Annotated in this window: 17 protein-coding genes; 2 read left to right on the top strand and 15 right to left on the bottom strand. The window is 59.2% G+C overall.

All coding sequences use genetic code 11. From position 1 onward, the window contains the following. Window positions 1–4: 4 nt before the first annotated feature. The 14 genes from trpB to BPSY_RS07675 form a co-directional block, all read right to left on the bottom strand. A complete protein-coding gene (trpB, locus tag BPSY_RS07740) occupies window positions 5–2101 on the bottom strand; it encodes a tryptophan synthase subunit beta (protein WP_033496449.1) in 2097 nt (698 codons plus the stop codon). A gap of 76 nt (window positions 2102–2177) precedes the next feature. Further along, on the bottom strand, window positions 2178–3743 hold the full coding sequence (trpE, locus tag BPSY_RS07735; protein WP_033496451.1) for an anthranilate synthase component I: 1566 nt from the start codon (window positions 3741–3743) through the stop codon (window positions 2178–2180). Next, a complete protein-coding gene (gene hisI / locus BPSY_RS07730) occupies window positions 3740–4153 on the bottom strand; it encodes a phosphoribosyl-AMP cyclohydrolase (protein WP_033496453.1) in 414 nt (137 codons plus the stop codon). The genes trpE and hisI overlap by 4 nt, the downstream gene beginning before the upstream one ends. Window positions 4154–4336: 183 nt before the next feature. Further along, the gene (gene hisF / locus BPSY_RS07725; protein ID WP_033496455.1) at window positions 4337–5107 is read right to left on the bottom strand and encodes an imidazole glycerol phosphate synthase subunit HisF; all 771 of its coding nucleotides are present in this window, start codon (window positions 5105–5107) and stop codon (window positions 4337–4339) included. 212 nt (window positions 5108–5319) lie between these two features. Beyond that, complete coding sequence (gene rlmN / locus BPSY_RS07720; protein WP_051921941.1) at window positions 5320–6540, bottom strand: dual-specificity RNA methyltransferase RlmN; 1221 nt, start codon at window positions 6538–6540, stop codon at window positions 5320–5322. 90 nt (window positions 6541–6630) lie between these two features. Then, complete coding sequence (locus tag BPSY_RS07715) at window positions 6631–7623, bottom strand: phosphatidate cytidylyltransferase (RefSeq protein ID WP_033496457.1); 993 nt, start codon at window positions 7621–7623, stop codon at window positions 6631–6633. Between the two features lie 55 nt (window positions 7624–7678). Beyond that, window positions 7679–8233, bottom strand: coding sequence for a ribosome recycling factor (gene frr, locus BPSY_RS07710; protein ID WP_033496459.1), 555 nt, complete (start codon window positions 8231–8233; stop codon window positions 7679–7681). A gap of 259 nt (window positions 8234–8492) precedes the next feature. Continuing rightward, window positions 8493–9239, bottom strand: a complete 747-nt coding sequence (gene pyrH / locus BPSY_RS07705) for a UMP kinase (RefSeq protein ID WP_033496461.1) — start codon at window positions 9237–9239, stop codon at window positions 8493–8495. Window positions 9240–9465: 226 nt separating this feature from the next. Beyond that, on the bottom strand, window positions 9466–10314 hold the full coding sequence (gene tsf, locus BPSY_RS07700; RefSeq protein ID WP_033496463.1) for a translation elongation factor Ts: 849 nt from the start codon (window positions 10312–10314) through the stop codon (window positions 9466–9468). A gap of 59 nt (window positions 10315–10373) precedes the next feature. Then, the gene (rpsB, locus tag BPSY_RS07695) at window positions 10374–11273 is read right to left on the bottom strand and encodes a 30S ribosomal protein S2 (RefSeq protein WP_033496465.1); all 900 of its coding nucleotides are present in this window, start codon (window positions 11271–11273) and stop codon (window positions 10374–10376) included. Between the two features lie 272 nt (window positions 11274–11545). Beyond that, window positions 11546–12031 carry a peptide deformylase gene (gene def / locus BPSY_RS07690; protein ID WP_033497856.1) on the bottom strand — a complete coding sequence of 162 codons (486 nt, stop codon included), beginning with the start codon at window positions 12029–12031 and terminating at the stop codon, window positions 11546–11548. A gap of 2 nt (window positions 12032–12033) precedes the next feature. Next, window positions 12034–14139: an AMP-dependent synthetase/ligase gene (locus BPSY_RS07685; RefSeq protein WP_051921844.1), complete on the bottom strand. Its 2106-nt coding sequence runs from the start codon at window positions 14137–14139 to the stop codon at window positions 12034–12036. A 41-nt stretch (window positions 14140–14180) separates the two neighbouring features. Next, the gene (locus BPSY_RS07680; RefSeq protein WP_034886788.1) at window positions 14181–14693 is read right to left on the bottom strand and encodes a hypothetical protein; all 513 of its coding nucleotides are present in this window, start codon (window positions 14691–14693) and stop codon (window positions 14181–14183) included. Between the two features lie 153 nt (window positions 14694–14846). Beyond that, a complete protein-coding gene (locus tag BPSY_RS07675) occupies window positions 14847–15971 on the bottom strand; it encodes a GuaB3 family IMP dehydrogenase-related protein (RefSeq protein ID WP_033497859.1) in 1125 nt (374 codons plus the stop codon). Between the two features lie 106 nt (window positions 15972–16077). Between BPSY_RS07675 and BPSY_RS07670 the strand changes: the two genes are divergently transcribed. Together BPSY_RS07670 and BPSY_RS07665 are read left to right on the top strand one after the other, a co-directional pair. Continuing rightward, complete coding sequence (locus tag BPSY_RS07670) at window positions 16078–17295, top strand: NADP-dependent isocitrate dehydrogenase (protein ID WP_033497860.1); 1218 nt, start codon at window positions 16078–16080, stop codon at window positions 17293–17295. Window positions 17296–17494: 199 nt separating this feature from the next. Further along, window positions 17495–19210 carry a substrate-binding domain-containing protein gene (locus tag BPSY_RS07665; RefSeq protein ID WP_238556830.1) on the top strand — a complete coding sequence of 572 codons (1716 nt, stop codon included), beginning with the start codon at window positions 17495–17497 and terminating at the stop codon, window positions 19208–19210. Between the two features lie 78 nt (window positions 19211–19288). Here the strand turns inward: BPSY_RS07665 and BPSY_RS07660 are convergent, their stop codons facing one another. Continuing rightward, window positions 19289–21106 (bottom strand): AMP-dependent synthetase/ligase, encoded by a 1818-nt coding sequence (locus BPSY_RS07660; protein ID WP_033497862.1) that lies wholly within the window; start codon window positions 21104–21106, stop codon window positions 19289–19291. Between the last annotated feature and the right edge of the window lie 59 nt (window positions 21107–21165).

Here is a 21165-nt window from a genome sequence, read left to right as displayed (position 1 = left end):
CTCTTCACTCTCCATCCACGCTGCTGCCGTGGGCACCGTTGGCATCCAAAGCCTTGCTCTGCTCATCCGTCAGATAACCGAACCACTTGCCCGCCGTCGCCACATCCTTGTCTCCTCGCCCGGAGACATTGACCAGGATGACCGGATGCTTCACACCTTTGGACAGCAGATCCTTCGCGGCCTTATACGCGCCGGCCAATGCGTGCGAGGACTCCAGTGCGGGAATGATCCCCTCGCTTTGGCACAGATCCGCAAAGGCGCTCATGGCCTCGTCATCGGTGGCGTAGTCGTACTGCACACGTCCGATGTCCTTGAGCCAGGCATGCTCCGGCCCGACCGAGGCGTAATCCAAGCCCGCGGAAATCGAGTATGTGTCAAGGGTCTGCCCTTCACTGCTTTCCAGCAGATAGGACTTGGCACCTTGGAAAACACCCAGCTGTCCGGTTCCTTCGGTCAGACGGATGGCGTGATCCGGGGTCTGCGGACCATGACCGCCCGCTTCGTAGGCGTAGAGTGCCACACGCTCGTCATCCAGGAAGGCGTTCATCACGCCTATCGCATTGGACCCTCCTCCGACGCAGGCCACAACAGCATCCGGGTGGTCGACACCGTAATGCTCGCTGAGCTGTTCCTTGGCTTCCTCACCGATGATTTTCTGAAAATCCCTGACCATCGTGGGGAATGGGTGTGGGCCCGCCACGGTACCAAGAAGATAGTGGGTGGTTGTGACGTTGGTCACCCAGTCACGCAAGGCCTCGTTGATGGCGTCCTTGAGTATTTTCGTACCTTGGGTGACCTCCACCACCTCGGCCCCGAGAAGACGCATGCGAGCCACATTGAGCGCCTGCCTGCGCGCGTCGATCTGGCCCATGTAGATGCGGCATTTCAGCCCCAACAACGCGCATACGGTCGCCGTCGCCACACCGTGCTGTCCGGCACCGGTTTCGGCGATGACCCTGGTCTTCCCCATACGCTTCACCAGCAGAGCCTGGCCAAGGGCGTTATTGATCTTATGCGCACCCGTATGGTTGAGATCCTCGCGCTTCAGATAGATGCTGACCTCGCCGCCGACGGCATCACTGACGCGCTTGGCGAAACGGGGCGCATAGGTCAGACAGGAGGGACGCCCCACATAATCCTCGTTCAGGCGCTTCAGTTCAGCCGTGAATTCCGGATCCTGACTGGCCTCCCGGTATACCCGTTCCAATTCATCCAGTGCACCGATCAGGGCTTCGGGTACGAAACGCCCCCCGTACTGGCCGAAATACGGACCTTGATGTGTCCCCAGAGGACGACGTTCAGACATTTTCACCCTTTCACCGCCTGCAACAAGCCTACGGACCGCTTCAACATGGTCATCAGCCGTCGCCACGCCTTCGCCTACCAGCACGGCATCCGCACCGGCCCGTGCATAGGCTTCCAACTCCACGCTGCCGAACACGCCTGATTCCGCCACACGCACGACGTCCGCAGGCAGATCGGCGGCCAGCTCACTGTATTTGCTCACATCAACATGCAGATCCTTGAGGTTTCTCGCATTGATGCCGATGATCCTGGCACCGGCCCCTACGGCCCTCTGTATCTCCTCGACGCTATGCGTTTCCACCAGCGCGGCGAGGCCCAGGTCATGGGCCAGTTCGAGCAGATGCTTCAAATTCGCATCATCGAGCGCCGCGACGATGAGCAGCACCATATCGGCCCCATGCGCCCTGGCTTCCCAGATCTGATAGTCGGTGACGATGAAATCCTTATTGAGCACCGGGATATCGACGGCTGCACGAACCGCATCCAGATCCTTGAATGAGCCCAGGAATCGGCGTCCTTCGGTCAGCACCGAAATCACGCTTGCACCGCCCTGCTCATACTCCCGGGCCAAGGCAGCGGGATCGGGGATATCGCTGAGATGGCCTTTTGAGGGAGAAGCCCTCTTGATCTCGGCGATCACCGGTATCGAATCTTCGGATTTCAGCACGGACAACACATCCTTGGGGGTATGCCACTGCCCCGCTACCTGGTGTTTCAGCGAATCCAAGGAAACGTGCTGCTCACGTTCACGTTGGTCCTCCACTGCTCCTGCCACCAAGTCATCGAGTACTGACATAATGCTCCTCGTCATTCATGCTTCCAATGTGCTGCATATATTCTGTGCAGTCCCGCCTATCTTAAGGCATCCGTGTTCAGGCTTCGGTAAGTTGCGCCGCTATTTGAATCGCTTCCACGGAAGCCTCGGCCTTGTTGCGGGTCTCCTGCCATTCGGTTTCCGGTACGGAGTCCAGCACGATGCCCGCGCCGGCCTGCACACTCGCCTGATGGTCGCGCAGGAAGGCCGTACGGATGGCTATCGCCATATCCATATTCCCCGAGAAGTCGAAGTACCCCACCGTGCCCCCGTAGATGCCACGGTCGGCGACTTCTATCTCATCGATGATCTCCACCGCTCGCGGCTTCGGAGCGCCGCTGAGCGTACCGGCCGGGAAGGCCGATTTGAACACGTCGAAGGTCGTCAGTTCGGGACTCACCTGACCGGTGACCGTTGAGGCGATATGCATGATATGGCTGAAACGCTTGATATCCATCAGGGTGACCACTTCGACGGAACTGGGCACGCAGACCCGTGAGAGATCGTTCCTGGACAGGTCCACGAGCATGATGTGCTCGCTTCGTTCCTTGGGATCGGCAAGCAACTCCTGTGCCAGACGCGCATCCTCCTCGGGTGTCGCCCCGCGGGGACGGGACCCTGCGATCGGGAAGGTCATGGCATGACCGTGATCGACCTTGATGAGGGTCTCGGGGCTGGAGCCGATCACATTGAAATCACGTCCATGCGCGTCGGTCATCGCCAGGAAATACATGTATGGGCTTGGATTCAGGGTACGCAGCACCCGGTATACATCGAAGGGGTCCGAGGGGGAATCAAGATCGAGTCTCTGGGAGATCACCACCTGGAAGACGTCACCATCAACAATATGGCGCTTGGCCTCCTCGACCGCATCCTCATAGACGCCCTTCGCCGTCCTGAATCTCAGCTCCGGCTGCTCCACCGTGGTATCAAGCTGGTTCACGCGCGTCTGCCCTTCGACGGTCGTCGAAGCGGATCGCTGCATCAGATCGAGTCTGCTGATGGCCTGCTCATAGGCTTCATCGACTTTGGTGGGTCGATCATCACCATTGACCGCATTGGCGATCAGCCACAGGGAGCCATCCATATGATCGACGACCGCGATGTCGGTCGCCAGGGCCAGGGCCAGCTCGGGCTGTCCTGTCTCATCGGGGGCTTCGGCTCGCAGTGTCGGCTCCCAATGACGAATCGCATCCCAACCGACCGTACCGACGAAACCGCTGGTCAGACTCGGCAGACCGGCGACTTCCGGCGCTTTGAGCACGCGGAGGGCCTCACGGGCGACCTCCATCACGTCCCCTTCGGTCGGGATACCGGCCGGCACCTGGCCAAGCCAGTCCGCACGTCCATGATCGGAACGCAGCTGGGCGATGGAATTGACGCCGATGAAGGAGTATCGGTTCCAGGAACCGGAGTGCTCCGCCGTTTCCAGGATGAAGGTGCCGCTGCGCCCTGAAGCCAGGCGCTCATAGAATCCCACCGGAGTCAGGGCATCGCCAAGAAGCCTGCGCACAACCGGCAGCACCCGGTACCCCTGCCCCGCCAATGCGCGGAAGTCCTCCCGTGAAGGCCAGGTCTCACCCCAGCGGAGCTGTCTGACATCACACTTGACTTCGGTGCTCATTGGGCAACCTCCTCCTGTTGCGTACGGAAGCCCTCCACACTGGGCAATTCCCCACCTGCATCGAAACATGACCTCGCACCGGTGTGGCATGCGGCGCCCACCTGATCGACCGATATGAGCAAGGCGTCGCCATCGCAGTCGATATGCACGCCTTTGACGTACTGGACATGACCCGAGGTGTCGCCTTTTCGCCAGTATTCCTGCCTTGACCGCGACCAGAACGTCACCCGCCCCGTGCTCAGCGTGCGACGAAGCGCCTCCTCGTTCATGTAGCCGACCATCAGCGCTTCCTTGCTGTCATACTGCTGCACGACGGCCGCCACAAGGCCCTGGCTGTCGAGTTTGAGCCGGCGCGCTATGGATTCGTCCAAAACCTCGGTATTCATGTTCTCTGTATTCTCTGTGCTCATGATCCATCGTCGTTTTCTGTTGCTCTGTTCAATACGTCACCTGGGTGCCTGTATCGGCTCTTCGGCTCTGTCTTCACCTTCTGCTGTGTCATCGCATGCGGTATGTTCAGCTGAACAGTACCGGCGACAGTGTAATGAGGGCGCCGGAACGCCAGCTGTCGCGCGATCGGTATGCACCCGGCATCAGCGAACCGTGTATCCCGCGTCCCTCAACGCGGTTTTGACCTCACCGATGGTCACCTTGCCGTAATGGAACACCGATGCGGCAAGCACGGCATCGGCACCGGCCGCGATAGCAGGAGGAAAATCCTCCTTCTTCCCTGCACCGCCACTGGCGATGATCGGGATGGAAACCTCACTTCTGACCGCTGAGATCATCTCCACATCGAAACCGCCCTCGGTGCCGTCGGCATCCATGGAATTGAGCAGCACCTCACCTGCCCCTAGCTCCTCGGCGCGTTTCGCCCACCACAGTGCATCGATGCCTGTGGACTTGCGACCGCCCATCGTGGTGACCTCGAAACCCGAGCGGGTGTGCTTCTCGCCGCGTTCCCGTCGAGCGTCAACCGAAAGGACCAGAACCTGGCATCCGAATCTGTCCGCAATACGCTCGATCAGCGAGGGATCGTTGATGGCCGCCGTGTTCACGCCGATTTTGTCGGCACCGCAACGCAACAGCGAATCGACGTCATCGACGCTTCGCACGCCCCCACCGACGGTCAGGGGGATGAACAGGCTGTCCGCCGTTCTGCTGACCACATCGACCATCGTCGAGCGGTGTGATGAGGATGCCGTCACATCCAGGAACGTCACCTCATCGGCGCCTTGGCGATAGTATTCGCTCGCCAGTTCGACCGGATCCCCTGCGTCCCTGAGATTCTCGAAATGCACGCCTTTCACCACACGGCCCGAATCCACATCCAAACAGGGGATAACTCTGACCGCGAGCGACATCAGGCGCCTCCATATCTCTTCAGTTACGGTATGCCAATAAGAATAGCGGCATCAGCAGACGCATATCATTACGGGATTCACCTGCCGAGAAAGCGATCGGGCGCTTTGCCGATCACCGAGCGAAGACGTGTCGGTATAGGTCAACGGGACAGCCTTGCGCCCCGCTCGCGCAGGGTGCAGGGTCGGATGCTTTCGACCTAACCCCGCAGGGCCTATGCGAGTGCCGGCGTCTGGCCGGCATCCGCATGCCGGGACTGGACCTTGGCTGCGAGCTGCCCGCATGCGCCGTCGATATCCGAACCACGCGTGTCCCTGAGTGTGGCTGCGATACCCGCACGATGAAGTATCTCAAGGAAGCGCTGTTCATCCTCGGGCTTTGAAGCCGTCCACTTCGATCCCTCGATAGGGTTCAGGGGAATGGGATTGACATGGACCCAGTCGTCGCCGTAATGGTTCAGGCGTTTCGCCAGTTGGCGTGCATGGATCTCTTGATCGTTGATGCCCCGCATCAAGGCGTATTCGATGCTGACCCGACGTCTGGATGCCAGATAGTAGTCATGGGCGGCGTCGAGAACCGCGGTCGTGTTGAAACGACGGTTCATCGGTACCAGTTCATCGCGCAGCTCATCCGTCGGGGCATGCAGGGAAAGCGCCAGCCGTATGGGCAGACCCTCATTGGCCAGCTTCTTGATTCCCGGGACGACGCCCACCGTGGAGATCGTGATGTTGCGTGCGGAAATCCCAAAGCCCTCCGGGGCAAGGGTGCATATCTGACGTACCGCCTGCATCACGGCCTTGTAGTTGCCCATCGGTTCACCCATACCCATGAACACGACATTGCTCAGACGCCCCGGCCCGCCGGCCACTTCCCCCGAACGCATCGAAGCCGCTGCGGTGCGGACCTGTTCGAGAATCTCGCCGGTCGACATGTTCCGGGTCAGACCGAGTTGTCCCGTGGCGCAGAAGGGGCATCCCATACCGCAGCCCACCTGGCTTGAGATGCACAGGGTCGTTCTTCTCGGATATCTCATCAGCACCGATTCGATCTGAGCGCCGTCGAAGAGCTCCCACAGGGTCTTGATCGTGGTTCCTTCATCGGCCTTCTGCACGGCAAGAGCGTGGATCAGAGGCGGGAAGAAGGTGTCGCTGACCTGCTGACGCAAGGCTGCGGGCAGATCGGTGAAGCTTTCGGGATCGGTCGACAGATGATTGAAATAGTGATTGGCCAGCTGCTTCACGCGGAATCGGGGAAGCTTCATACGGCTTGCCGCATCCTCACGCATCTGAGGTGTCATATCCGCGAAATGCAGCGGCGCTTTGCCTCTGCGGGCGTGATCCTTTGCCAGCACGTCCCTGAATGCACCGCTATGCCCGCCGGGCGTCACGCCGCTTTCAGCCTGTTCGCCTTCCACGCCGTGCACGGCGTCCGTCATCGTCCTGTCGTCTTCCACGCTCATATCCTCTTCCACACTTCCGTTCATATCCATGGCCTTGTACGCCCCTCTTCCGTCCGCATCCACCGTCTAGAGCGAGGTGATGAACAGCACCAAGGCGATGAAGGGGGCCGTCAGCAGAATCGAATCGACCCGGTCGAGGACACCGCCGTGGCCTCTGAGCAGATGTCCCATATCCTTGATGCCGATATCCCTTTTGAGCATCGAGGCGCACAGATCACCGAAGGTTCCGATGATTCCGGTCATCACGCCCAACAGGATCGGCACCCACCACGAGGATCCCCAGACTTCTGAACCGTATGTGGATGCGAATACGGCGAAGGCCCCGGCCGTGCTGAACAGCATCGAACCGAGCAGACCTTCCAATGATTTCTTGGGCGATATGCGCGGTGACAGCTTGTGCTTGCCGAACCATGCCCCGAAAAACAGTCCGCCGATATCACTGAGCGCGGGAAGAAAAATGCTGATGACGGCATGCGCGACGGGATGGCCGCCGAACGTCAAAGGCAGCACGAGGAAGCATGCCAGCAGGGGAATGTAGAGCACGGTGAACATCGAGGCTCCGACATTGCTCAGTCTGCTCTGATGGATGCCCTCGTCCTGGTCCGTGTTGTTGTATGAGGATTCAAGTCGTGCGGTTGAATCGGCGCTGGACAGTTTCCTGGCCACCGCCACCGAAACCCTGGTCCCGACGTTGATTCGTGTGGATGCGCTGAGGGTGACCAGCAGTATCGTCGCCATGATGCACAGCATCATCGTGATGAAATGCTCAGGCGCATAGTATGTGGCCAGAATCGACACACTTGAGCATATGCAGAGCGTCAGCAGAGGTATATGCAGCCCTGCGGTGGCGAAATCGATTCTCAGCTCCCACAGTCCGAGAATCATGAACAGCATGATGAGCACCACGAAAAAATCGATTCGGATGAGCAGGCAGATCAGAATGACCACTACGAGCACCGCACCCGTCGCAACCGCCTGAGGCATATTGCGACCGGTACGTTTATTGATGGCTTCTAAAGCCTCCTCGGCTTCATCATGCCTGTCCCCCGTATGAGTCATTCCGGCCTTTCATTCCCGCACTGCCACATCCGCACTACTATGTTCCCACTTCAACTCAGACTTCGAGAATTTCCTTCTGCTTGCTGTCGAGGAGTTCGTCGATCTGGTCGCTGGTCTTCTTGGTCAAGGAGTCAAGATCCTTCTGCTGACGCTCGCCTTCGTCCTCGCCCAGGTCGCCGTCCTTAACCGATGTCTCGATGCTTTCCTTGGCTTTGCGGCGAATGTTGCGGACTGCGACCTTGCCTTCCTCGGCCTTGGTCTTCGCCAGCTTCACGTATTCCTTTCGACGCTCCTCGGTCAGCTCGGGCAGTGCGACGCGGATGACATTGCCGTCGCGGTTCGGGTTCACCCCGAGATCGGAATCCCGGATCGCCTTCTCCACCGCAGCGGCCTGCGAGGCGTCGAATGGTGTGACGGAAAGGGTGCGCGGTTCAGGCACACCGATTGACGCCAGCGCCTTCAGTGGTGTTGGCGAACCGTAATAATCGACTACGATGCCGTTGAGCAGCGCAGGGTTGGCCCGTCCCGTACGGATGCCGGAGAAGTTCTCCTTCGTGGCCTCGACGGACTTGCTCATTTGCTCTTTGGCTTGATCGATTGCACCTGCCATGATTGACTCCTCTGTGTTATTGGCCTTCTGTGGTCGGCACTGTCTTGATGGACGCTCTGTCTTGATGGACGATCCGTGGATGACGCTGTCTGTTTGTTCGGCACTGTCTCTCATCGACAATGTCTCACCGACACCGTCCTATGAACATTGTCTTATGAACACTGTCTGATGAACACCATCTCATGAACACTATGGTAGATGCCAAGCCGGGTGTGCCGCACAAGCGTCCTGCCCGCGTGGCGCGTCGGGCATCCCTGCCTTAGCGCGTGATCGAATCGCCGCCACAAACCAGCGTTCCCATATCCTCACCCTCCAGGGCCTTGGTGACATTGCCAGGTGCCTCAAGGCCGAACACCCTGATGCGCATGTTGTTGTCGCGGGCCATCGAAAGCGCGGAGGCATCCATGACGGCAAGGTTGTCGACCAGTGCACGCTTGTAGCTGAGCTGCGTGAACATCCTCGCCTGCTCATCCTTGCGTGGATCGGCGGTGTAGACGCCATCGACACCGTTCTTGCCCATCAGCACCTCGGCGCAATGGATCTCGAGCGCACGCTGAATCGAAACGGTATCCGTGGAGAAGTACGGCATTCCGGCCCCGGCCCCGAAGATCACGACCCTGCCTTTTTCCAGATGACGAATCGCCTTCTGAGGAATGTAAGGCTCTGCGACCTGACCCATCGTGATGGCCGTCTGCACGCGTGTGGCCTGGCCCTCCTGTTCGAGGAAGTCCTGCAATGCCAGACAATTCATCACCGTGCCGAGCATACCCATGTAATCGCCCCGCGAGCGGTCGATGCCCGCCTGACTCAGCTGGGCACCTCTGAAGAAGTTTCCTCCACCCACCACGATGGCGACCTGCACACCATGCCGTGCTGCAAGTTCGATTTCTCCCGCGACTCTGCGTACCACAGTGGTGTCCACACCGACAGCACCTCCGCCGAACGCCTCCCCCGAAAGCTTCAGCAGTACTCTGCGTACATTCGCGGTCGGACCTGTGTCAGTCATATGATGCCTTTCTGATAACTGTGAGTCCTTAGCAGACCGTATTTCAGGATATACACGAATGGAGACATAGCTCCCATGCCGCATGATGCGCTCAGCCCCCGGCATCCCACACCATCGTGTTCCCCATCCGGAATATACAAGTGGGGGCGGTCATATGACCGCCCCCACTCATTGCTCGCGCTCACCGCAACCCGCTCCCGCAGAGAGATGGGCTACAGCGGATGCGTCACTCCTCGCCTTTGCCGACCTCAAGACGTGAGAATGCCACAGCCTTGCCGCCGACTTCCTTGAAGAGATCGGCGATGGTGCGTGAACCATCCTTCACATACTGCTGTTCGAGCAGCACCGTCTCCTTGAAGAAGGAATTCAGACGTCCTTCGACGATCTTGGGGACGATCTTCTCAGGCTTGCCTTCGGCCAGCGACTTCTCGGTCGCCACACGACGCTCCGATTCCACGATGTCCTCGGGAACATCCTCGCGGCTCAACCACTTGGGGCTCATCGCGGAAATCTGCAACGCCACTTCATGGGCCACTGCCGAACCCGCCTCATCGGTGGCGATGATGGCCACGATTGACGGAGGCAGCTCAACCGACTTGCGGTGGGCGTAGATCTCGACCTTGGGTCCTGAAACCTTCGCGAATTGTCCGAGCTTCACGTGCTCGTGGAACAAAGCGCCAGCCTCTTCGACCGTATCGTTCACGGTGCCGGCCTCGGAGGAAGCCTTAAGGGCCTCTTCAGCAGTCGCGGCTGATGCCTTGGCCACATCCGCCACAACCTCATCACCGAACTCCACGAACTGCGGGGTCTTGGCAACGAAGTCGGTTTCGGAATTCAGCTCGACGGCGTATGCGGTCTGTCCGGCGGCGTCATCCACAACGGTGGAGGCGATGAGGCCTTCCTGTGCCTTGCGTCCCTCACGGGCGCCGGCTGCCTGGATGCCCTTTGCCCTGATGATCTCCTTGGCGCGAGCAACATCGCCCTCCGCCTCGGTCAGCGCCTTCTTCACATCCATCATGCCTGCGCCGGTGGCGTCACGGAGCTCTTTGATAAGTGCGGCTGTGATCTTTGCCATTGATGTTCTCCTCTGATGATAAAAGCCGCCCCGGTGTTATCCCGGGACGGCCAGTAAAATTACTTGGCTTCGGCCGTTTCCGTGGTAGCAGCTGCTGCATCGGTAGGAGCCTGGGCGGAGACCGGAGCCTCGGTCTTCCCGGCTTCCGTATCGCTTGCCTCAGCCTTTGGGGTTTCGGCGGATGCTTCGGAATCCTGCTTCTTCAACAGCTCCTGCTCCCACTCGGCGAGAGGCTGCTCGGCGGAGGTCTCCGTCTTGCTTGCCTTGCTCGAGCGATCCAGGGTGCCCTCAGCCACTGCATCGGCCATCAGGCTGGTGAGCAGCTCGATGCCGCGGATGGCGTCATCGTTGGCGGGAATCGGGTAGTTGACCTCTTCGGGATCGGTGTTGGTGTCGACCAGGGCGACGACCGGGATGCCCAGCTTGTGCGCTTCCTGAACGGCAAGGGCTTCCTTGTTGATGTCGACCACGAACAGTGCCGAAGGCGTGCGGTTCATGTTGCGGATACCGCCGAGTTGCCTTTCGAGCTTGTCCTTTTCGCGCTCGAGCAGCAGCAGCTCCTTCTTGGTCAGGCCCGAAGCGTGGACATCACTGAAGTCCATCTCCTCGAGTTCCTTCAAGCGGGAGACGCGCTTGGAGACGGTCTGGAAGTTGGTCAGCATGCCGCCGAGCCAGCGCTCGGACACATATGGCATGTTCACGCGGATGGCCTGCTTCTTCACGGCCTCCTGTGCCTGCTTCTTGGTGCCGACGAAGAGGACGGTGCCGTTGTGGGCCACGGTCTGGCGGATGAAGTCGTAAGCCTTGTCGATGAGGTCAAGGGACTTGAAAAGATTGATGATATGGATGCCGTTGCGCTCCACCAAGATGTACTGCTTCATCTTTGGGTTCCAACGACGGGTCTGGTGACCGAAATGGACGCCTGCCTTGAGCATTTCGCTCATGGTGATCTGTGCCATATTGAATTGTGCCTTTCATTGCCGGTTATTGCCTGGCCATGCGAACCTGAGTGCAACCCGAAGGCCGACCGACACAGGTCATCGCTAACATGGCGCGAATTCGTGTGTCTGATAGTGGTATTCATGACGAACCCCGACGTCTGCGACTGCGTCAAAGTCCTAGGCGACACACAAGTATTCACACTACCACAACACCGGAACAGAACGTGCCCCGTCGGAAGTCGACTTCCGACGGGGCACGGCAACGATTACAGCCCAACCAGGGCCTTCGCTCAGAGTCCCTGACTCCTCAACTGCCGCAATGCCTTGCGACGCACATCCTTCTCCAGACGGTCAATATAGACGTGACCGTCCAGGTGGTCGCACTCATGCTGCAGCATCCTGCCCATCAACCCGCTGCCCTCAAGCACAACCTCCTTGCCATCCAGATCGGTGCCACGCACCCGGGCGTAGTCGCTTCTTCTGGTCTCGTACCACAGGCCCGGCAGGGACAGACAGCCTTCGTCGCCGGTCTGCTCACCGGAGACCTCCTCGATCACCGGATTGAGCACGTAGCCGACCTTGCCCTCGATGTTGAATGAGAAGGCCCTGAGGCTCACACCGATCTGGTTCGCGGAAAGACCCGCGCGTCCGGGATCGTCAACGGTGTCTATCAGATCCTGAACCAATCTTCTGACTGCTGGCGTGATGTCCCTGACAGGGTCGCAGGGCGTGCGAAGCACAGGGTCCGGGACCACCCGGATATCTCGAATTGCCACAATTACTCCTCGTTGGCTTCTTGCGTCTTCTCGCCGCCCGTATCGGTCTGCGCATCATGCTCGTCATGGGCCTCATGATCGTCATGCTCATCTTCGCCGTCCTGGGCCGAACGAATCCTCTCGGAAACGCTAGCAAAGGAATCCGACACATTCGTGCGGGCCCGATCAATCGCCTCGCGCATCTCATTGATCCTCGGCAGGGCGTTCTCCTGCGCCATATTCACCAGCGGGGTCACCGATTCGCTGGCCTTCTCCATCAACTTCGCGGTTGTTGGAACGGGCCTGGCATTCGGGTTCTTCGGGGCGTAGAGCACCTTATCGATCAACTGCGCATAGAGACGCAGGACCTGTGGGCGCACGACCTTCATGCTGGGGGTGAGCGTGCCCTGCTCCTGTGTGAAGTCCTCATTGATGATGATGAATTTACGCACGGACTCGGCTCTGGAAACCGTGCTGTTGGCCTGGTCGACGTACTGCTGCACGAAGGCACGGACCGCGTCATTCGTGGCCGCTTCCTCAACCGGCATCTCCGGATCGAGAGCTTGCGACTTCAACCAGGAATGCAGCATTTCCGGATCCAGCGTGATCAACGCGCCGATGAAGGGCTTGGCATCCCCCACAACAACGGATTGGGAGACGATCGGGCAGGTCGAAATCGTGTCCTCCAGCGGTGCGGGACTGATGTTCTTTCCACCCGCGGTGATGATGATGTCCTTTTTCCTGCCGGTGATGAAGACGAAGCCATTGTCGTCGATCGTGGCCAGATCGCCGGTATGCAACCAGCCGTCGGCATCTATCACGCTGCGGTCAAGGCGCTTGCTGCCGTAGTATCCAACGAAGACGTTGGGACCCTTGACCAGCAGCTCGTCGTCATCCGCAAGCCCCACGGAGATGCCCGGTCCGGGACGCCCGACCGAACCGACCTCGTTCTCTATCTCCCCGTTGACGCAGCAGGGGGCGGCCGTTTCCGTCATGCCATACCCCTGAATGAAGGTGATGTCGTCGATTCCATTGAAGAAGTGCGCGAGGTCGGCATTCATCGGTGCGCCGCCACAGGCCAGAAAACGCAGGTTCGGTCCAAGCGCCGATCGGACCGAACTGCCGACCGTACCCATGAAGAAGCGGTGACGCAGTCGTTGGATCGCGGTGTGGCGCTCGTGAAGCTGCTCTGTCTTCGACCATTGCACGAAGTGTTCAAAGGCCTGTGCGAACAGTCTTCCGCGAATGCCGGCCCCCGCCTTCTGCGAGGCGGCGTTGTAGACCTTCTCGAAGACTCGCGGGACCCCCAGCAGATATGAAGGCTTGAAACTGCGAAGGTCTGCAAGCAGATGCTTGGTATTCGGCACATAGCCGACGACACCGCGCGAACCGATCGCGACATACTGGATATAGCGTGCGAAGCAGTGGGCCAAAGGGAGGAAGAGCAGCAGTCTGCTCGGAGCCGCCAGCATGTTCGGCAAGGCCTCGTAACCGGCGAAGACGATATGCGTGAAATTCCGGTGGGTCAGCATAACGCCTTTGGGCTTGCCGGTGGAACCTGAGGTGTAGACGATGGTGCTCAGATCATCCGCCTTCACCTGCACGATCGCCTTGTCGAGATCATCCTCGGATATCGATTCGCCGAAATCGCTCACGGCGTTCAACCCGCCTGCCTCGAAGTTGAAGACATACTTCAACCCCTGCGATCCACTTCTGAGACCTTCGAGGACCTGGGCATGATCGCTCCCACCCGCGAAAGCGACCACGGGCTTGACATCCTTGACGATGGCGGCGGCCTGCTTGCTTGAATCGGTCTCGTACACGGGCACGGAGACCGCGCCGATCGCGGCGCAGGCGAAATCGATGACGCCCCAGTCGTAGCAGGTCGCGGAGTAGATGACGACGGTGCTTCCCTTGTGCACACCAAGCGCCATCAGTCCTTTGGCGACTTCGCGCACACGTTGAAGCATCTGGTCGGCTCTGACCTCGTGCCAATCCCGGGTGAACTCGTCCTGCCATTGGGCGATGGTGTCCTCCGGATACCTCTCGACTCGATTGCTCAGCAATGAAAAAACGGTGTCTCCATCGTTAGTCGGATGAGACGTCTCTACGGAAAATTCTCTTAGCATAGGCTCCACTATAAGGCGATGCACTGCCCAAAACCCTGCATTCAGCCAAGATCAAGCATCGTACACACCCAACGCTGATTACGTAGGCGCATAACCGTGTTGGCCCAGTATTGGGTTCTCCCGATATTCATATGGACCGCCACTTCAATGCGCCGGGGATCGACAAGCACAGCATCCAGATTTCTCGCGACGACCGGCAGCCGCGCCATTTCGCGTTTCACTTCAACGGATTGCACCCAATGCTCGCTAAGCAGCAGGGAAAGGGTTTCGAGTTTGCTGATGCTCGGTTCATCGACCGAACGTCTCAACAAGCGGGCATCGAGCCTCCTGCGGACGACGTCAATCGCCATGCACGACAGACGACACGCCGAGATGCACAGACGGCGGCAATCCTCGTCGCTTAATGTGCTGGGAACGCAACGCGAGAGATGCATCGAAACGGGCATCATGCCCGACCCCAACGCGATCACGCATTCGAATGATGCGATGCCATACATCCTGGATTCGGGCATCTGCGGGCCTGTCGCCCGGGGTGTGGATTCCGGCTGATTCATGGTCGCTCCTTATACGGCAGATGCTCGCGGTGTCTGTAAACACCACGAGCATCTCAAGGAATACGAAGCCCCGTCAACACGCCTTCACCCGACTGTGGATAAGTGGGGGCATCGGCTCGCGAAGCGGCCATGCCCCAGGGGCGGCGATCACTGCTAGGCTTCGCCGAAAGGCGTCACGACCACTCCGCAACGCTGGAAATTCTTGATATCGACATATCCCGTAGAAGCCATCGCACGGCGCAGCGCCCCGATGAAATTGGTTCTGCCATCCGGCTGGTGGCTTGGACCGTTGAGAATCTCCTCCAAGGTGCCCACTGTGCCGACATCCGCCCGGAAGCCACGCGGCAGCTCGATATGGCGCGCCTCGGCACCCCAGTGCTTGCCCTGCCCCGGAGCCTGTGTGGCCCGGGCCAAGGGGGTACCCAGCATGACCGCATCGGCACCCAAGGCCAAAGCCTTCACGAAGCTGCCCGAATTCCCCATGCCGCTGTCCGCGATGACCTGGACGTAACGGCCACCCGACTCATCCATGTAGTCGCGCCTTGCCTCCGATACATCGGCGATCGCCGTCGCCATCGGCGCGTGCACGCCGATCGTGGTGCGGGTCGCGGAGACGGCGCCACCGCCGAAACCGACGAGGACTCCCGCCGCACCGGTGCGCATCAGATGCAGTGCGGCCTGGTAGGTCGCCGCTCCCCCGACGATCACGGGTACGTCGAGTTCGTAGATGAACTGCTTGAGGTTCAACGGTTCATGCGTGGTGGACACGTGCTCAGCGGAAACCGCGGTGCCGCGGATCACGAAGAGATCGACGCCCGCTTCGATCACGGTTGAGGAGAACTGCTGGGTGCGCTGGGGGGACAACGCTCCCGCGACCGTCACACCGGCATCGCGAATCTCGTGCAGACGGCGCGTGATGAGTTCTGCCTTGACGGGTTCCGTATAGATCTCCTGGATGCGCTGCGTCGCCCTATCGGCGGGAAGCTGCGCGATTTCGTCCAGCAGAGGCTGCGGATCCTCATATCTGGTCCATAGCCCTTCAAGGTCGAGGACGCCAAGACCTCCAAGCCTGCCCATCTCGATTGCGGTCGCAGGACTGCTCACCGAATCCATCGGTGCCGCGATCACGGGGATGTCGAATTCATAGGCATCCACCTGCCATTGGGTCGAGACGTCCTGCGGGTCGCGGGTACGACGCGAGGGAACGATGGCGACATCATCGAGCGAGTACGCAAGACGACCTTTTTTTCCGAGACCGATTTCGATTTCCTGAGACATATCATTCAGATTAATGCGCATGCCCGACCGCTCGGGTAAAGTCAGTAACATCCGTCGGGTAAAACTTGACCCGGTAAATCACATCTTGCAATTCAGGAGGCAGTGCATGGCCAAAATCAAAGTCGAAGGCACAGTTGTGGAGCTTGACGGTGACGAGATGACCCGCGTCATCTGGAAAGACATCAAAGACAGGCTGATCCTCCCCTATCTGGACGTCGATCTTGATTACTACGATCTCGGCATCGAGCACCGTGACGCCACCGACGACCAGGTGACCATAGATGCGGCGAACGCCATCAGCCGTGAGCATGTGGGCGTGAAATGCGCCACCATCACGCCAGATGAGGCCAGGGTCGAGGAATTCGGGCTCAAGCGCATGTGGAAATCCCCCAACGGCACCATCCGCAACATCCTCGGCGGAACGATTTTCCGTGAACCGATCGTCATATCGAATGTCCCCAGACTGGTCCCGGGTTGGACCAAGCCGATCATCGTCGCGCGCCACGCCTTCGGTGACCAGTACAAGGCCACCGATTTCCAGGTGCCGGGCAAGGGGAGGCTCACCGTCACCTTCACGCCCGAAGACGGTTCCGAAGCCATCGAACATGTGGTGTTCGACTACCCGGGTTCCGGCGTTGCGCAGGTGCAGTACAACCTCGACGATTCGATAACCGGATTCGCGCGCGCCTGCTTCAACTACGGGCTGCTGCGCCACTACCCCGTCTACCTGAGCACCAAGAACACGATCCTCAAGGCATACGACGGACGCTTCAAGGACATCTTTGCCGAGGTCTTCGAAACCGAGTACAAGGAGCGCTACGAGGCCGAGGGACTCACCTACGAGCACCGTCTGATCGACGACATGGTCGCAAGCTCTTTGAAGTGGTCAGGCGGTTATGTCTGGGCGTGCAAGAACTATGACGGCGATGTCCAGTCGGATACCGTGGCCCAAGGTTTCGGTTCCCTGGGTCTGATGACCTCGGTCCTGATGACACCTGACGGGCAGACCGTCGAAGCCGAGGCGGCCCACGGCACGGTCACCAGGCACTACCGCCGCTGGCAGCAGGGCGAAAAGACCTCCACCAATCCGATTGCGTCGATTTATGCCTGGACCGGTGGGCTCAAGCACCGCGCACAGCTCGACGGTACGCCGGAACTCGATCACTTCGCCAAAACCTTGGAGTCGGTGATCATTTCGACCGTTGAATCGGGCCGTATGACCAAGGATCTGGCCACTCTCGTCGGACCGCAGCAGGCCTGGTTGGATACCGAAGGATTCATGGACGCCCTTGATGAGGAGCTGCGCAAGGCCCTGTCCGCATAGCCCCATAGCGCTGTAGCCAAACCTGACCCGACATTTTCGCCCGGACCGCATGCTGTTTTGCGGTCCGGGCGAAAGTTTGCGCTTCCTGCGCCGAATCAGCTCATTACCCTACAATGGTTCGTTGATACGGGTAGCCTACAGAGAGCTCCTGCACGCACGGAGTTCCAATACCAAGGTGTTCCATACAATAAGGGGAATCGTGAAACTGAGCTGGATCGGGCATAGCAAGCATCGCAGTAGCACAGTGGGCCGGATGTTCGCCGCCCTGATGGCATCGCTGCTGGTCATTTCGGCCGCCAGTTGCTCGCCCTCACCCGATAACACGCAATCGGCCTCAACATCGGCTTCGACCACCAAGGCGACGGGCAGCGTTGCGATATTCACCCCATCGGACGGGATCACACTCTCCCAGCACACGCCGTTGAACAAGTGGACCGCATTCGTTTCCGAACTCAGCGCGTCACTGCGCACACGGCATATGGATAAGCAGTCGATAAGCACGCAGACGCAGGACACCCTCGACGAGCAGAGCAGGGCCGTCCAGGATTATGTGGTGAACCATGTCACGCAGGCCAGCGGCAATTCCAGTAGCGCGTCATCATCGGGATCAGGATCGGAAAGCCTGATTGTCGCACCGGTAATAGAGAACACAAGCACCGAGCGGCAGTTCGGGGATTACCTGGGTAAGGCCCTGCAACACAGTTCATCGGGCACCGGCACCCAATCCGAAGGCACTTCCTCCCCGTCCTCCAGCGCTTCGAGCAGCAAGTCCGCTTCCGCCACGGCTTCATCCAGTGCCTCATCCGACAGCGATACCGAATCGAGCTCCGAACAGGCTTCGGTGAGCAGGATGATTTCGGCTTTGAATCTCGCCAAGAAATCCGGCATGCATGTGGTCCTGCTCTCCTCCACACTCGAGGGTTTCACACCGGATCTCTTCGTGCCGATGTCCTCGGTGCAGCAGATGGCCCAGGTGCAGGCCAAGCAGTTGGTCAGCAAATTGGAACTCGACAAGACCAGCACCGAGAATCCGAAGCAGATCGAAATCATGCTCCCCTCCGATTCGGCGAACTCATCGAAATCGTCGGACACGACCACCTCCTCATCGATCGACCAAACCGCCTTCGCGGCCATGTGGGAGGTACTCGGCCCGTATTTCCGCAACGGCACGGTGGTGAGCCCATCAGCGTTGCTCGATAAGAACAGTACGGCCGATAGCTGGAAGTCCGTCACCTTCGATGCTTCGAACGAGGATTCGATCAAGAAGGAACTGACCAACCGCCTGGGCAAGAACTCCAAAGCATCAGGCAAACACACCCGCATAGACGGCATTCTTGCGACGAATGACTACGTGGCCTCAGCCGTCACGACGACGCTGAGCTCTCTCGGCTATACGGGCACCGCGGCGGACATCAATCCGGAGATCACCATTTCGGGAATCGTCGATAACATCACAGGCAAGAAGGATCTCAAGAAAAGCAAGGCACCGGATCCGAGCGTTGCCCCTGAAGGGCAATCCGACAGCGAGGAACAATCCGATTCCACGGCTTCCTCCGACTCCTCGGCTTCCTCCGATTCGAGCACCGACTCGGAGAAGGACGGTACGGACGACAGCAGCTGGCCAATCGTCACCGGATACGGGGCCTATCTGGACAACATCCCCGGAATCGTCGACGGACAGCAGTGGATGACGGCTTTGGAAGACCGCAAGACCCTGGCAGACACCCTTGCACAGGCGCTGGCATTGATGAACGCCGATCAGTCGCTCAGCACCATCAGCAGCATCGCCTCGGCCAAAAGCAACGGAATCACAGCACCGACGCTGACCCACGCACTGATAACCGTCTCGGCATCGAATCTCAAAAGCGCCCTTATCGATACCGACTACGTCACGGCCGCCGACGCCGGACTCTAGACAAGCCCTTGAACGGGAATCGGGCCGCTGAATTGCTACCAATTCAGCGGCCCGATTCCCGTTCATGCACTATGAGGGTCAGGATCTGTTCCTTGGCGTGTAGATCACGGTGTCGATCAGCACGCGGTACTTGGCGATGATGGCCTCGCGCCTCGTCTTCAGACTGGGGGTGATCATCCCGTTCTCTTCGGTGAAATCATCGGAGAGGATCTCGAACTTGCGTATCGATTCGGCTCTTGACACCAGATCATTGGCGTTATCGACCGCACGCTCGACTTCCGTTCTGACGATCGGATTCTCGCGGGCCTCTTCAAGGCTGGCGACCGTTTCGGCGCCCTGAGCCTTCAGCCATGCATTCGTTTCGGCCAGATCCAAGGCGACAAGCGCCGCGATGAAGGGTTTACGGTCTCCGATGACCAGGCACTGCCCGATAACCGGAGAAGTCATCACGGATGCCTCAAGCACGCTTGGGGAAACGTTCTTTCCACCCGCGGTGATGATGAGGTCCTTTTTCCGCCCTGTAATGGACACGAAGCCGTCATCGTCGATGGCACCCAGATCACCCGTGTGCAACCATCCGTCCGTGATCTGGCTGTGGGTGATCTCCGGATGGTTGTGGTACCCGACGCATACACTGGCGCCCTTGATGCACAGTTCCCCGTCCTCATCGATGCCGACGCTCATACCCTCGAGCGGCTTGCCGATGGTGCCGATCTTGTAGCCGACCGTGGGGTTCACCGTTGCCGGAGCGCTGGTTTCCGTCATGCCATAGCCTTCAAGCAGGGGCAGTCCGACACCGTTGAAGAAATGCGCGATCGACGTATCGAGCGGGGCCCCTCCGGAAATCGCATATTCGACGCTGCCGCCGAAGACCTCCATGATGCTGCTGTAAATCAGCTTGTCGTAGAAGGCGTGCCTGAGACGGAAGGACAGGGGCATGTGCTTGCCCTCCTGCTGATACACCGACCATTCGCGGGCCGTCTTCGCCGCTTGAAGGAAGATGCGCCCCTTGACGCCCTTGCCTGCACGCTGTGAGGACGCATTGAAGATCTTCTCGAAGATACGGGGCACCGCAAGTATGAATGTGGGCTTGAAGGCATGGAAATCCGCCAGAATCGTCTTGAGGTTGCTGGACAGGCCCAGGGTGATGTTGCCCGCGAAACAGAAGAACTGCATATACCGCGCGAAAACGTGCGCCAGGGGCAGGAAAAGCAGCAATCTCCGGTTCGGCTTCAGGCTGATGTCGGGCATGGTCTGCACACCCGAATGGGTGACGAAAACAAAATTGCTGTGGGACAGCTCGATGCCCTTGGGCGTTCCGGTCGAACCCGATGTATATACGATCGTTGCCAGATCCGATCCCTTGACGCCCTGCTCGCGCTCCATGAACTCCTCGTCACTGACCCCACGGCCATACGCTGTGAGCGCATCGAGGGCTCCGAGATCGATCACGTAGACATCGTTGAGGTACGCGCACTGGTCCCGCACCGACTCGATCTTATCCCGTTGCTCGTCGGTTTCGGCAAAGGCCATCGTCACCTTGGCATCGTTGAAGATCATGCGGACCTGGGCGGAGGAATTCGTTTCATACACCGGAACCGTCAGGGCGCCGATGGACATGATCGCCATATCGAGGGCGGTCCATTCCCACCGGGTGTGGGAGATGATCGAGACGGAGTCCCCCGGCATGATTCCCCGGGCGATCAGCCCCTTCGCCAAAGCCACCACCGTATTACGGAATTCCAGCGCGGTGAAGGCTCCCCAACCGTTCCTCAAGGTCTTGTATTCAATGAGCGTATCGTCCGGAGCGCGGTCCGCCCGCTCCTGCAGAACCGAAAAAATGTTGCGGTCGTCTTCGATCGCCTGGTTTAGCGGACGAGAATATTCCTTGAACATGGTGCCCCTTGTCTCATGCGGATTCAATTGAATTCTACAATGCCCAGGCAGCATGTTGG

It is taken from the genome of Bifidobacterium psychraerophilum (assembly GCF_000741705.1).
In the GTDB taxonomy this organism is placed as follows: Bacteria; Actinomycetota; Actinomycetes; order Actinomycetales; family Bifidobacteriaceae; genus Bombiscardovia; species Bombiscardovia psychraerophila.
Note: the sequence above shows the minus strand (reverse complement) of the source record. Positions and strands in the feature narration are given on the sequence as shown.

Excerpts from the sequence above, each read along its gene's own strand:
- BPSY_RS07715 (WP_033496457.1), bottom strand. The coding sequence starts at position 7,623 with ATGACTCATACGGGGGACAGGCATGATGAAGCCGAGGAGGCTTTAGAA.
- frr (WP_033496459.1), bottom strand. The coding sequence starts at position 8,233 with ATGGCAGGTGCAATCGATCAAGCCAAAGAGCAAATGAGCAAGTCCGTC.
- BPSY_RS07670 (WP_033497860.1), top strand. The coding sequence starts at position 16,078 with ATGGCCAAAATCAAAGTCGAAGGCACAGTTGTGGAGCTTGACGGTGAC.
- BPSY_RS07660 (WP_033497862.1), bottom strand. The coding sequence starts at position 21,106 with ATGTTCAAGGAATATTCTCGTCCGCTAAACCAGGCGATCGAAGACGAC.
- trpE (WP_033496451.1), bottom strand. The coding sequence starts at position 3,743 with ATGAGCACCGAAGTCAAGTGTGATGTCAGACAGCTCCGCTGGGGTGAG.
- hisF (WP_033496455.1), bottom strand. The coding sequence starts at position 5,107 with ATGTCGCTCGCGGTCAGAGTTATCCCCTGTTTGGATGTGGATTCGGGC.
- tsf (WP_033496463.1), bottom strand. The coding sequence starts at position 10,314 with ATGGCAAAGATCACAGCCGCACTTATCAAAGAGCTCCGTGACGCCACC.
- hisI (WP_033496453.1), bottom strand. The coding sequence starts at position 4,153 with ATGAGCACAGAGAATACAGAGAACATGAATACCGAGGTTTTGGACGAA.
- trpB (WP_033496449.1), bottom strand. The coding sequence starts at position 2,101 with ATGTCAGTACTCGATGACTTGGTGGCAGGAGCAGTGGAGGACCAACGT.
- rpsB (WP_033496465.1), bottom strand. The coding sequence starts at position 11,273 with ATGGCACAGATCACCATGAGCGAAATGCTCAAGGCAGGCGTCCATTTC.
- BPSY_RS07685 (WP_051921844.1), bottom strand. The coding sequence starts at position 14,139 with ATGCTAAGAGAATTTTCCGTAGAGACGTCTCATCCGACTAACGATGGA.
- BPSY_RS07675 (WP_033497859.1), bottom strand. The coding sequence starts at position 15,971 with ATGTCTCAGGAAATCGAAATCGGTCTCGGAAAAAAAGGTCGTCTTGCG.
- BPSY_RS07680 (WP_034886788.1), bottom strand. The coding sequence starts at position 14,693 with ATGAATCAGCCGGAATCCACACCCCGGGCGACAGGCCCGCAGATGCCC.
- rlmN (WP_051921941.1), bottom strand. The coding sequence starts at position 6,540 with ATGACGGACGCCGTGCACGGCGTGGAAGGCGAACAGGCTGAAAGCGGC.
- pyrH (WP_033496461.1), bottom strand. The coding sequence starts at position 9,239 with ATGACTGACACAGGTCCGACCGCGAATGTACGCAGAGTACTGCTGAAG.